At 37.3% G+C, this 12,471-nt stretch carries 19 protein-coding genes; 3 read left to right on the top strand and 16 right to left on the bottom strand.

The annotated features are described in order from the left end of the window. Positions 1 to 20: 20 nt before the first annotated feature. The 9 genes from C7390_RS04935 to C7390_RS04890 form a co-directional block, all read right to left on the bottom strand. Complete coding sequence (locus tag C7390_RS04935) at positions 21 to 683, bottom strand: hypothetical protein (protein ID WP_116443703.1); 663 nt, start codon at positions 681 to 683, stop codon at positions 21 to 23. A gap of 306 nt (positions 684 to 989) precedes the next feature. Then, positions 990 to 2,054 (bottom strand): hypothetical protein, encoded by a 1,065-nt coding sequence (locus C7390_RS04930; protein ID WP_116443702.1) that lies wholly within the window; start codon positions 2,052 to 2,054, stop codon positions 990 to 992. A gap of 126 nt (positions 2,055 to 2,180) precedes the next feature. Continuing rightward, positions 2,181 to 2,663: a hypothetical protein gene (locus C7390_RS04925; RefSeq protein WP_318295564.1), complete on the bottom strand. Its 483-nt coding sequence runs from the start codon at positions 2,661 to 2,663 to the stop codon at positions 2,181 to 2,183. A gap of 225 nt (positions 2,664 to 2,888) precedes the next feature. Continuing rightward, on the bottom strand, positions 2,889 to 3,344 hold the full coding sequence (locus tag C7390_RS04920) for a hypothetical protein (RefSeq protein WP_116443701.1): 456 nt from the start codon (positions 3,342 to 3,344) through the stop codon (positions 2,889 to 2,891). 93 nt (positions 3,345 to 3,437) lie between these two features. Next, complete coding sequence (locus C7390_RS04915) at positions 3,438 to 3,656, bottom strand: hypothetical protein (RefSeq protein WP_116443700.1); 219 nt, start codon at positions 3,654 to 3,656, stop codon at positions 3,438 to 3,440. 505 nt (positions 3,657 to 4,161) lie between these two features. Beyond that, complete coding sequence (locus C7390_RS04905) at positions 4,162 to 4,350, bottom strand: hypothetical protein (protein WP_116443698.1); 189 nt, start codon at positions 4,348 to 4,350, stop codon at positions 4,162 to 4,164. 152 nt (positions 4,351 to 4,502) lie between these two features. Continuing rightward, positions 4,503 to 5,759, bottom strand: coding sequence for a sensor histidine kinase (locus C7390_RS04900; protein WP_055306513.1), 1,257 nt, complete (start codon positions 5,757 to 5,759; stop codon positions 4,503 to 4,505). Position 5,760: 1 nt separating this feature from the next. Then, on the bottom strand, positions 5,761 to 6,468 hold the full coding sequence (locus C7390_RS04895; RefSeq protein WP_242854973.1) for a LytR/AlgR family response regulator transcription factor: 708 nt from the start codon (positions 6,466 to 6,468) through the stop codon (positions 5,761 to 5,763). A gap of 365 nt (positions 6,469 to 6,833) precedes the next feature. Then, positions 6,834 to 7,736, bottom strand: a complete 903-nt coding sequence (locus C7390_RS04890; protein ID WP_318295563.1) for a DUF6040 family protein — start codon at positions 7,734 to 7,736, stop codon at positions 6,834 to 6,836. Between C7390_RS04890 and C7390_RS04880 the strand changes: the two genes are divergently transcribed. Beyond that, a complete protein-coding gene (locus C7390_RS04880) occupies positions 7,624 to 8,103 on the top strand; it encodes a tyrosine-type recombinase/integrase (RefSeq protein ID WP_318295562.1) in 480 nt (159 codons plus the stop codon). The two genes, C7390_RS04890 and C7390_RS04880, sit on opposite strands and share 113 nt — an antisense overlap. 683 nt (positions 8,104 to 8,786) lie before the next feature. On the opposite strand, the gene C7390_RS13620 is transcribed toward C7390_RS04880, so the two are convergent. The 6 genes from C7390_RS13620 to C7390_RS04855 all read right to left on the bottom strand — a co-directional run bounded on the left by C7390_RS13620 (position 8,787) and on the right by C7390_RS04855 (position 11,085). Further along, positions 8,787 to 9,050 carry a hypothetical protein gene (locus C7390_RS13620; protein ID WP_318295561.1) on the bottom strand — a complete coding sequence of 88 codons (264 nt, stop codon included), beginning with the start codon at positions 9,048 to 9,050 and terminating at the stop codon, positions 8,787 to 8,789. Positions 9,051 to 9,181: 131 nt separating this feature from the next. Next, complete coding sequence (locus C7390_RS13615; protein WP_278320121.1) at positions 9,182 to 9,307, bottom strand: hypothetical protein; 126 nt, start codon at positions 9,305 to 9,307, stop codon at positions 9,182 to 9,184. 15 nt (positions 9,308 to 9,322) lie between these two features. Then, entirely contained in the window at positions 9,323 to 9,532 is a 210-nt protein-coding gene (locus C7390_RS04870; RefSeq protein ID WP_055306512.1) for an NUDIX hydrolase, read from the bottom strand. A gap of 12 nt (positions 9,533 to 9,544) precedes the next feature. Next, a complete protein-coding gene (locus C7390_RS04865) occupies positions 9,545 to 10,057 on the bottom strand; it encodes an O-acetyl-ADP-ribose deacetylase (RefSeq protein WP_055306511.1) in 513 nt (170 codons plus the stop codon). Beyond that, the gene (locus C7390_RS04860; RefSeq protein WP_082437103.1) at positions 10,050 to 10,649 is read right to left on the bottom strand and encodes a hypothetical protein; all 600 of its coding nucleotides are present in this window, start codon (positions 10,647 to 10,649) and stop codon (positions 10,050 to 10,052) included. Before C7390_RS04860 ends, C7390_RS04865 begins: the two co-directional genes overlap by 8 nt. Further along, complete coding sequence (locus C7390_RS04855; protein ID WP_055175189.1) at positions 10,630 to 11,085, bottom strand: hypothetical protein; 456 nt, start codon at positions 11,083 to 11,085, stop codon at positions 10,630 to 10,632. The genes C7390_RS04860 and C7390_RS04855 overlap by 20 nt, the downstream gene beginning before the upstream one ends. Positions 11,086 to 11,341: 256 nt before the next feature. On the opposite strand from C7390_RS04855, the gene C7390_RS04850 reads away from it, so the two are divergent. Together C7390_RS04850 and C7390_RS04845 are read left to right on the top strand one after the other, a co-directional pair. Continuing rightward, positions 11,342 to 11,815: a S24 family peptidase gene (locus tag C7390_RS04850; RefSeq protein WP_318295571.1), complete on the top strand. Its 474-nt coding sequence runs from the start codon at positions 11,342 to 11,344 to the stop codon at positions 11,813 to 11,815. Between the two features lie 87 nt (positions 11,816 to 11,902). After that, positions 11,903 to 12,103, top strand: a complete 201-nt coding sequence (locus C7390_RS04845) for a helix-turn-helix transcriptional regulator (protein ID WP_055175192.1) — start codon at positions 11,903 to 11,905, stop codon at positions 12,101 to 12,103. 139 nt (positions 12,104 to 12,242) lie between these two features. Here the strand turns inward: C7390_RS04845 and C7390_RS04840 are convergent, their stop codons facing one another. Beyond that, positions 12,243 to 12,467 (bottom strand): hypothetical protein, encoded by a 225-nt coding sequence (locus tag C7390_RS04840; RefSeq protein ID WP_012740918.1) that lies wholly within the window; start codon positions 12,465 to 12,467, stop codon positions 12,243 to 12,245. Positions 12,468 to 12,471 lie beyond the last annotated feature (4 nt).

Genomic DNA, 12,471 nt, shown 5'->3' with positions numbered 1-12,471 from the left:
TTTCTCCTTACTTAAAATCACTATCCAAGCGAAAAAGCACTATCCGTAACCGCTTCCGTCATAGCATTTGCTTCATAAGCATTAGACGCTTTTGACAACAGCCTTTCATTGTTCCACGACCGTAATAATCGGCTTCTTTCCTGTTCCTGCTTTGCAATCTTTTCATTCAACATTTCCTGCTGCTGTTTTTTAACCTGCGCCCGTTTTTCCAGATATTCTTCCAAAAGCTCTTTTTGTCTATCTTTCTTGTTGCTTGTCTTTTTATAAAAACTGTTTTGTGAACGAGCATAAAATTCCGATTGATTATTAACACCAGACCATGAATCGCCCCTATAATCTTTAGCAGTAGCTCCTACAGTGAGCACCATAGAAGCTTCCAACGGTGCAAAGGATGAAGTTAAGTCACGTTTAAGTGCTGATAATATCTTTTCCCTGTACTCCGGATCATCTTTCATATTCTTAAATGCTTCCTCTGATATGTTGATAGCCACATTGGTTATAGTTCTATTTCTGGGTATCTTATCAATTTCAGCATAAAATTCCTTTTTGAAAATCGCCATTTCTTCCGCTTCTGATAGTTCCTTTGTATTGCCCGTTTCTCCCATGCTGTTTACGCTCTTTGTACTTTTCGTTGTTGCAACATTGTTCTGATAATAACTCTGTCCTACTCCACTAATAGCCATTTTTAATCCTCCTTTATCAGCACTTTTTCATAATATCCGATAGTATGCTTGTTGCTGTTCCTTGTTTGTAATTTATACTTTTAAAGACTACCAAAAACTTCTCTTTAGCCTGCTCCATTATTGATACTGCGGTTTTCTGATATTTTGTATCAAACATTTGAGCCTTTTCTTTGTATTCATCATATTTGCTTGTATCATTTACAATATTGCTTGTAACAAGTGTCCCTATGTGAAAGGCACACTCTACACTTTATTGTTGTTATCTTCCATTTTCCGAGCAATTATAACTTTTCCAATTTACGTTTATCAAATGCTCCAAAATTTAGATGCCAGCTCCCGATTTATGATAGATGAAAGAAAATTAGGATTATTATTCTGGAACACTTTCAGACTTTCAAGAAAAGCTGCTTTATTCTCTGTCTTTATATCTGAAAAAGTTGCATCCAGCTTCTGATCTTTTACATTTTTCTCCACATATTCCTCCGACTGCTTTTCGTAATTATCAACCATCGAAGGATTCTTTTTCACTGCCCCTTCATACCAATTTGTAAAGTATTTTAACGCATTAAGCTGTCTGTCCTCATTGCTGCTTTCTTTACTAATCTTCTGATATTCCGCGTATGCACTGCTGTCCATCGTCCTCATCATATCAAGTGCATTTGTAGTCTTTACAAGATTGCTGCCATGTCCAAGATATGTACCTTTCCGTACTCCATAGTCCATATTTCCGTTATTGTCGGCTTTTCCTGCGCTTGCAAGCTTTGCGATAGACTCCATCGCTTCCAAAAATGATTTTCTGCTATCTTCCGGGATAAAATTCTCTGCCGCATATTCCGCTTTTTTCATACCAAGTGAAATATTTGCCTGCCGTTCTTCCTCTGTCATAGAGCCAGTATTTCCGACAAGGAAATTCTGACGGATGATATCATATACAAATCCCTGCTCCTCTTTGCTGCAATTCTCCACCGCAGATGCAACCGCCTTGTCCGCACCGTACATCCCGGAATATGCCGGAAGTTCTAAAGTATTATCAACCTGCGTGATTTCTTTTTGGAACGCTGCATTCCTCGCTTCCATTGCTTCCCGTTGCTCTTTCGTTACATTCTCGTCCACTATGCCTTTCTTGTTTTCCACAAGTGCAGCCATTCCATCTCCCGAAAACTCCACGATGACAGCATCTCCATACTGCGAACCAATGTCCTTCATCGCCTGCAGGGTTTCTTCCCTCGACATCTTGTCCATAACCTTGTTGCCATGTTCATCCGTAGTGTTAAATTCATACTTTACAAGGGTATCTTTCTTATATGTACCGTTCCCATATGAAGGAATATTCGTTGTTCCTCTGTAAAACTGACTGTAATCAATATTCATAATATACACACTCCTCTACTTTATTTTTTCTTAGGTATTTGTGAAATACCAAAAGTCTCATAAATACAATATTTTTACCACATAAAACATACTATATTTTTATAGTTTCATACTTGTATATATATCTTATGCAAACATATAATATCTGCCTAAATCATCAACTTTATATACATTATTTGTCTGAGTGGTGCCATAATTATCACCATAATATATCTTTATTCCTTTCAAAATTTTCGTCCATGTACTTATGTCTGCACAATCATTTTCTGCCGCTAAACATTTTCTGGCAGTAGCATAACAGGAACCCGACATATCAATTTCCCATGCTTTGCTAGAATCACCGTCATACGGAATATATGTAATTCCATTCGGAGTCAAAAATGTAAAACCATCTTTTTCACGTTTCAGATTTCCTGATATCTCAAGTAAAGCATATAATTCTGCCGTAGACAGCTGTGAACTTACCGGATATTTTTGAAATTCATCAGCTAATTTATTCAGCGTCTCTATATCTTTATCGGATGTTATGATTACCGAAACTCCTTGTGCCTCATTTCCCTTTATCGACAAATAATTTAACCCTGTCTTTGGATCACGGTTTACTACCAATCCCCCCTGTAGCGGTATCTCCTTTCCATAATTATTACATAAAAGGTAACTATTCAGAACCCCATTCGCAAAACCGCCTCTGCGAGGCTTTTCTTTTGCTCATGTGGTGACTTCGCCCTATAAAGATTATCAATTGCTCTTACGAATGCAAGCATTCGACGCTCATTTGATAATCTTTACATGGCTCTGAATAGACCATAAAAGTATAAATGAATTTATTTATACTCAAATGTTCCAGCTTTTACTTTCTTGCATTCCCAGCAAGTAATCTTGAACATACTTCTGGTCAACTACATTCTGTGCAAGAGCTTTCTGATCGAGTAATTGTCGCTGTGCCTTTTGGTCGATATGCTTTTCCAGTATCATCTTCTGCATAAGTTCCCGCTTTTGGCGTTCACTTGCCACATACTCGCTGTCCCGCTTACGCTGTGCAGCTCTACGGTCAGCATAGGTACGATCAGAATGATAAAACGAACCTTCTGCTTTCTTATCAGCCCATTGCTGTTTGGATGCTTTTGTCGCCGCACTATCATTATCAAAAACATTCATACCATAGCTGGTTGCTCCAGACCCTGTAATTGTTGTTGTAACATGGGCAGCAATAGGAACCCCATGAGAAGCTCTTGCATCTGCACGAAGCCAATCCATAATTTCCTTACGGTATTCTGGATCTTCCTTCATTCTTTTGAATCCATCTTCTGTGATATGTACAGAATTGGACAAAATAGCCGAGGAGTTCATTTTATCAATTTCAGCCAGTTTCTCATAGATTTCCTACTTGAACGCTGCCATCTCATCAACTTCGGAGACTTCTTTTGTCGCCGCTGTCTTATCTGTTTGGCTTGTTGCCTGTGCGCTTGTGTTCTGTACCATCTGAGAAAAATCCTGCATTTTCACTGTGCCTGCTTTTTGCTTCATACCAGAAGAACGATATGCCAACATTGCGGCACTGGAATATCCACTAATCTGCATAGCTATAACCCATCCTTTCATTAATTTCAAGCCCCAAATCATTGATTTTTGGACTTTTTCTTTAAACAGTTACCTCATAACAAGTGCTAAAGTGCATGAACATTCATTGTATCAAGTACTGAATAGCTGAAAACAGGTACACCAAATAAAGCATCCATTGCTTTATAAAGGCTATAATTCCTCTGTTCTACTATGATGATGAACCTTCTGTGTCTAATGGCATCATGTGCCAACTTCCTTCGTCCCATCTGCTCATACACTGAGTGCCGGCTAAGCTTTCAAACAGGGTCATGCCCTACGGAGAGAACTACTGCCAGCTACAGCTCTTGTTTGTTTTGATTGTTACTGACCTTCCTTTGCTGCAGGGACTCTTTTCAGTGGACGCCTCCCCTGCTTTATCAGTTGGTCTTAGTGCTGATGTAGTGCACTCCACACTCCATCTGGTTTACGGGTTTCTTTTCCAGACCCCTGCCCGAATCCAGATAAACTCTGAATCCCGGCAAGGGTCTGGATTTGTAATGCTATCTTAAGTAGTACTTATGCTGCCTGTGGTATTGACTGATCTGGTCTTACAATGTCTCCCAATCCCGGCAGCTTTTAACTGGGACTGAACAGAACTGCTGTTCAACTGAGACAACTGAAAACTGCCTATTACATTTACTCCTGATGTCCCGAATGTTTTTTTTAAAAAAGCATAATCTGTAATCTTTGACATAAAACATCCTCCCATCTCTATTCCAAAAAATTATAACTTTTCCAATGTTAATAATCTGCTCAGTTTCTCTATTTCCTTTATCGGATAAAATAACCTGTTCTCCTAGCCCCATATCATCAAACGACCATATTACGCACACAAAGACCATCTCTTTACAAGATGACCACTGCCTTAAATTCATTTTCATCGCAGGAAAGCACCATATCACCGCCATATTTATCCACAACTGCTTTTACATTTAACAATCCAATACCGTGATGATCCCCTCTTTTGCTCTTTATCGTATCATTTTCAATTTCCACCTTTTCTGTCACCGGATTTCTTATCGCAAATATCAGTTTATGATCTTCGCACTCTAATTTCAGATGAATGACCGCTTTTCCGGTATTTTTCAGTACCTTTTCACTCTCCCGGATTGCATTATCTAGTAAATTGGAGAGCAGGATAACAATCTCTTCCTCCTCCAGACAGATCTCCTGCAGATCCCCTACTTTTAGGATCACTGCTATGTGTTTCTCCTGCATGCTGCGGTACTTCTGATTTAAAACAGCATTGACCACCGGATGATTTGTGTTGATTGCCGACATCTCGACAGCTATGCTCTCTGTCAGCTTCTGCGTAAAGGAAAGTGCCTCATCTGTGTGTCCATTCTTTATCAATGTCTGGATCGTGGAAAGCTGATTTTTATAATCGTGCATTTTTCTTCGCTGACGCTCATAGATTTCTTCCCGGTCCTGATAATCTGCAATACGATTTTTCTGATTTTGTTCCGTAAGTACCGCAATTTTTATTCTCTCTTCTTTTTCAATGGTATTCTGCATGAACTCCATAAGGATAAGGTTAATCGCAACCAGCCCCACCGAAAGAAATAAAAATACATTCTGCATATCATCGTTTTCTGAATAAAACATAAGAATGAAACCGACCACCGTAAATACAGGAACACAGAAAAACTGTAACCATTCTTTTCCTGTAATCAGACCGCAGCTTTTTCTTGTCTTGCTAAATCTTCTGATAAACAACATCAGAATGATAAAAACCGTCTTTGATATCAGTGCCTGTAAAAACCATTTTTCTTGGATTGAACCTCCTCTTCCCAGCAAAACAGTCACATAATCAATCAATACAAGCATTGTATAGTTGATGATTGAAAACAAAAAACTCTGCCGGAAGGAAACTTCATAATAAGCCAGATTCAGGAAAGACATAACCAGTATAATCGGGATACATTTTAACATTCCAATCCATGCCCCTGTGACTGCTACCAGATAAAGCACTCCGCAATAAACAAAAAATCTATATCTGTTCCTATATCCGCCATCTCTTTTTTCCATAAAAGTATCAAAAAAGTATAGCGTTCCTTTTACTTCCAGCATTTCCGCAATAAATGTCAATACCCAGAATGTCATGTTATTCTTCTCCCTTATACAGCATATATTCCCTCTTTACCTGTGCATATCGTGCCTTGGGAACCGGAATCTTTTTTCCCGTGGTAAGTGTCATCACATAACCGCTGATTTTTGTGATGTACCTCATATTTACAAGAAAACTTAGATGTGCCCGCACGAATCCCATATCCTTGAATTCATTTTCCAGTTCATCCAGTTTTTTATAAATCTGAAACGTACCTTTTTCAGTATAAAATACATTTTTGTGAAGTTCTGTTTCTATATAAATGATGTCATCTGCATAAAGTTTTATCGTTCCTTCCACAAAACGAAATTCGAGAATCCTACGGTTTTTATTAATTTCTGCTATCAAATCATCCATACATTCTTCTATAGTATCTGCAAGGTTATCTTTCAGCAGAAAACGGCTTGCTTTCACCTTATATCCATCCAGTGCGTAATTCATGTATGCCGTCACCAGCACAACCGGAAGTTTTGGATATTTTTCTTTAATCCTCATAGCTGTTTTCAGCCCATCCATCCCCTGCATATTGATGTCCAGAAATAATAGCTGACACGCTTCCAAAGCCGATTGTTCTTCGCATAACTGTTCTCCAGAATCATATTCTGTAATAGCAAACTCATAATTCTTTTTTTCACCATAGTCTGACAGCAAATCTGACAGATTTTTTCTGTCATCTATCCTGTCATCACAAATAATAATGTTCATATTTTTCATTCCTGTCTTTGATTTCTCTCATGCCTGTAAACCATACAAGTCTCACCTAGCACTCTTTATTATATCAAACAAATCTTCCGCTCGATCATTCTTCGCATCAAATGACTATTTTTCGCATAGAACGACTATCTCCTATAGAAACGCAGAAGCACTGTATCTCAAACTCTTTGAAATACAATGCTTCCCTGCATTTTCTATATCGTCATGTTGATATTATTACTTTACTATCCTGCACACTCTCTGGGAGTGACTGTATCTATCAAAAAAGAAGCCAGCAGTTTATTCACGCACTGCTGACTTCTTATAATACTACTCATTTTATTTACTTCGCTGCGTCTCAGACAATTTTTTTATTTTTAAACATAACCTCTGTTTTCCCGCCATCCCTTTACATACCACCTGATTCCAACATATACCAGTTGCACGAATAATAAGAGAAATAGCAGATTGATTGGCAATACTTCCTTTATCCAATCCCCAAAGTAGATAGCTATTGCCATACTTACAAGTATCACCATTATGGTAATCATATCCCAACAGTATTTCTTATATAGCCCTGCAATCTTTATTTCGATGAATGCCAAAAGTATTCCCACACCCACCAGACATCCACCGCAAATCAATATTCTTATCAGCCAGTTTATAATTCCAGTAACGACAGGATTGGATATTCCATCACTAATCTGTGCCACGTTCTTTCCTGCCAGTACAACCCAGCCAGCAATGGTCTGTGTGAAAGTTGCGATTGTATCAAAGAATACCACGCAATCAGAAATAAATATTTTTGACCGTATCATCTGAAAAAGAGTAGTTGATACGGAATACCATATCAGCAGAAACATCAATGCTTCATACATGGCTGTTTTTGTTTTATATCTGCCTGCCAGTTTTTCCCTCTGCATATCATACTTTTCCTTAGCTTTCAGATAAGCTGTCTGTTTACAATTCCCGCACTTTTGATAGAGTACCGGCTTTTCAACCGGTATCTCTACTTTTTTCTGATGGGAGAGTGCATAATCCCGTTCCTGTTCTGCCTGTCTCTGCTTATCTCGACATTCCTCTATCATGGCTTGGACGGTGTGTGTTTTCTCTTTCTCGCTCTGCAACAATTCTTTTGTTTTCCTCAAGTCGTTCTTTAAGGCTTGAATGTTCTCTGTTTTGTTCTCGCTGTTTAACTTCTCGTTCAAGGTCAGCGATTCGTCGAGCTGCACTTTCAGTTCCCGGATAGTCCGGTCTTTCTGGTCGAGTTCTTCCTGCATCTGCTCCGTCAGCAGAGTATATTATGAATATTATCATCTGGACGGAACCGAAGAAATCCCGGCAGATTACAAGGAAATCTCCTTTGTCTGCCTGAGACCGGACGGATGTCTGGAACTGCCAAGCACACTCAGCATTGTCTGCCGGTCAGTTGCGAAACGATTGGACGGATTTGAGAATTTCCATTTTCACCAGTTGCGACACACCTACACAAGCAACCTCCTCTCAAACGGAGCTGCCCCAAAAGATGTGCAGGAACTGTTAGGACACTCTGATGTCAGTACCATAATGAACGTCTATGCCCACTCTACAAGAAAAGCAAAGCGGAACTCTGCCAGACTTCTTGATAAAGTAGCAGGCAACGACTAAATAAAAAATTCCCTTATTTTCCTTGCTGATTCCGCATAAGGGCAAAAATAAGGGAAAATACATATCATTTCACTATTTAAGGGGCTAAAAAGCCAGTAAAATAAGGAAAGTTCAAGAAATCTCTCCACAAATTCCGATTTTTCAAAGTCATTATATTGGTAATACAGAAATCCCCATATTATCTAACCTAACAATTTCTATTTTAGCAAATAAAATATTCAAAATTCAAACCACTTTTGATGTGATTGTTAATCATATTCCTTTCGCATTGACCAAATAATTCTTTTACCTTATCAATAACTTCCGTAACATCATCACTTTCAAATATTACCTCTTTTTCTTTGTTTAACAACTGCGTTTACATCCACACATATGAAGGCAATTTTTTCTTAAGCGCATTATAAACAACTAATGTCGCTTTGACATCCTCTAAACTATCGTGAGCCAACTCATCAAAATTATAACCATAATAACATGCCGCATTTGTTAGCTTTTGATATGTATGGTTACCATAATAATTGTTTCATTCTCCATATATCTTAGCAAATTCTATCATTGGATCGTATATTATAGTACCATGTTTAAACCTAATTCCTGCATTAGCTAAAAATGCATAGTCAAAATCAACATTATAGGCTATCCGCTCGACACAGCCATCAAATACAGCTTATCTTACAGAAATATTAGTTATTACTCCTTTGTAATTTTCTTTTATTATATGAATCTTCATCAATAGCTCCAGAAGCCAACATTCTTTCTGACCATAACTGAAGTGTTTCAACATTTACCGATATTTTTTCTAATTCCTCCTGAATATATATGAAATCATCTAATTCGTCGTTATCAATTATACCATCAGCTGTAATCTCAATGAGGCGTTCCTGCTTCTTGTTCATCTTATTAAGAGAAGCTACCGTTTCAAGTATAATCTGAGGGAGCTCTTTCATTTTAATCTCTGGAACATATTGCTGTCCAATTGGACACTGATTTGAGCAATAATAATTACACAATTCCGGTGATTTATACTTATCAGCCATTATGAGTACTTCTTCCGGATGTGGCAGCACCTTCTCACTGTCTATTTTTCAATTCTCTCTGGAGGCACGCACTCTAAAAGTTCACTTGCCTTTTCTCGGCTAAGTCCTAGCTCCTCTCTTTTTAACTGGTATACATTCTTATTCTCTTTAATTGATGCTCTTCCCATTCCTTATTCCCTCACTTAAAATCTTACTGTATCTTTGCTATAATTCCTTCTTCTGTTATAGTTTGTAGACATTCCATAGGCACATCTGAATGCATTATCTGCCTCTACATGACCACCTGGGAAAGTCGTACCAGAATAATTCTTGCCCACTTTATCCAAGGCCAGTACATTTCCTTTATTATCACTAATCATGCACATGTTCATGAATACTACTTTTTCTATCATCTGTTACTCCATTTAATATAGCTTATCAACTTCTTTTTCATATGCTGCTTCTGTATCTCTGTCAAACAGAACAAAATATATTTCTTCTATTTGCTTTGGAAATTCCTGCTCAAATCTTGCCACAACATTTACAGCAATGTGTGCTGCCAGTTTAACAGGAAAACCATAAACACCTGTTGATATAGATGGAAACGCTATTCTTTTTATACCTTTTTCCAATGCAAGTTTAAGCGAATGATAATAACAGCTGGCAAGCAACTGCTCCTCATTATCCTTTCCGCCTCTCCATATAGGTCCGACTGTATGTATAATATAATCACATGGCAGATTATAGCCTTTGGTAATCTTTGCTTCTCCTGTTTCACATCCATGAAGCATCCTACATTCTTTTAAAAGATCAGGACCTGCTACCCTGTGAATTGCTCCATCAACACCGCTACCACCTAAGAGACTGTTATTTGCTGCATTTACTATAACGTCAACATAATCTATTTTTGTTATATCACCTAGAACAGTTTTAATCATCGTAATTTCTCCCAAATATTTTCTTTAAATAATTTCCCATTATACCGTCAATTGTACCACCGCCAATATCGCCTTCAATTACTCTTTTTCTTCCATCCTTATAAGTAATCTGCAAGGTATATCCATATCCGTCGCAAACTTGTGCTTCCATAATATTCTTTTTCCATAATGGTGCACCAAATAACTTTTGATATTTATTGTATAATCTTAATACATTCTCTTTTTTTGTTACGCATATGTCTTTGTATGTGTAACGATTAGATTCTCCTTGATATGTATATTCAATCCACCTACCATCCGGATATATCTCATACACATATCTTCTTTTCATATCTATTGTTCCTAACCCGAAATCTTCTACCTTAAAGCGTATTTTCTTAATATACATTCCCGGCAACAAATCTAGCGACCATCTGTATCCGCATTCCTGACATCCATAATCTTCGTGCGGCTGGTCATCAAGCATAATGCTACCACCATATATTATTTTATTGTTATCAATTAATTCTCTGATTTCATTATTGTCAGGTTGTATTCCATAATATATTGGTGCTACATTCTCTGAATCACACTTAGGACATTTCACTATCATTTATCTGCTTCTTCCTTACTATATTGACAATTCCTTCTTCAGCTACTTCCCAAACTTCAATATCTTCTAATAAATGTCCGTAGATACGGCAATAGTACTCCGCAAGACTCTCACCTGTCCTTAACCTAACATCTTTCTTCATTGCCAGTATTTTCCTTGCATTATAATTAACACTCCTTAAATAAAGAACAGCTTCATTAAGAGTAGACATTTTTGCACTTGGAACATTTCCACCATTTGTCCATGTATAACACTTACATTCTATAATAATGTCTCCATCTGCTGACACAACATCAAATTTATGTTCCTTTGGCGGATTGCCTACAGGCACAACTTTCTCCTCATCAAATGGCATATTAAATGTTTTCTGAGCAATTGATAATACTTTTCTTTGAAAATCCTTACCTACCTTTGGATTGTCACTATTAGAATTCATTCGTATTCACCTATCCTAAAAACAATATAGTTATTATATCAGATTTGTTACAATATGTCCTTTTAATTAGATGTTTTGTTACACTTAAAATTTTAGGTATGTAACATCCATATATTCATCAGAAATTTTGTTACCACAGTAACAAAAAAAATGGCTTGTTACTACACCTTAACAAGTCATTTTCAAACTGATTAATATATAAAAAGATATATTTTTACATGGTGCCATAATATAAGCTAAGAAATCTCCTTGCCAGATTCAATTCTGTTTTCTCACACATAATCACATTTTCAATACATATGAATATTCTCTTATTCTTAATGAAATTCCATTCCGTAGCATTGATATTTTTGAAAATGCCGTATCAGCCGGAACCGGTAACTTCCTTGTAGACGGACCGAAAGAGACTGTACGCATAGATGAATCTATCCTGCCGGAAGATACTACTTTCGGTGTCCGCATTAGTGGTGACAGTATGGAACCTGAATTCCACGATGGTCAGATTGCATGGGTATTACAACAGGAATCTGTTGCTAATGGAGAAATCGGCATATTCGCTCTAAACGGAGAAGCCTACATCAAGAAATTACAAAACGATAAAGACGGAATTTTCCTTATCTCGCTTAATGAAAAGTATGCACCTATCAAGGTTGGAGAAAACGACCGCTTAGACATATTTGGAAAAGTTCTTGGAAAATCTAATGCTTCTGCTATCACAGGACATTGCTGATAAAATTGCAAGTCCTTTTTATTAGACACATTATTTTGCATAATTGAAAATAAGAAAATATCTATAGAACTGAAAGAAGGGATTTTTATGGCGGTTACTAATAATATCAGAGAAATCCGGGAACAGCGTGGCATTTACCAGGATGACCTTGCCGCTGCTATCAGATACAGCACCAAAACTGTCGGCAGGATAGAACGTGGGGACAGCACCCCATCTGCCGAATTTATGCTGCGGATATCAAAGTACTTTAATATGCTGGTCGAAGATGTATTCCATGTGGAAGATTGAGCTGGGTATTTTATCCAGCTCAATCTTCCGCTCCCTGTAAATGAGAATTTGTCCGCTCCTTTATATAAAATAATTCAATTTTTCAGAACTACTAACTATTTTTCTTATCTAAATGACATTGATTATCTAATTAACTACATTATTTTCTGTCTAAAATATCCATAAATTCGTCACCTGTAATTGTTTCCTTATTCATAAATTTATCAGGAAGCATAAAACGCTCTACCGCTGACTGTGATATCCTCAGTGTATCATTCTTCAAATCTATAATATACAGATAATCATCCATACAAGGTGCAATTAAGTCAATCATACTTCCTGCTTCCCGCTCGTCAAGTATTTTATATGCATCAAAAGCCATCATCAAA

It is taken from the genome of Bacteroides galacturonicus, from assembly GCF_003096855.1.
GTDB classification, from domain to species: domain Bacteria; phylum Bacillota; class Clostridia; order Lachnospirales; family Lachnospiraceae; genus Lachnospira; species Lachnospira rogosae.
Note: the sequence above shows the minus strand (reverse complement) of the source record. Positions and strands in the feature narration are given on the sequence as shown.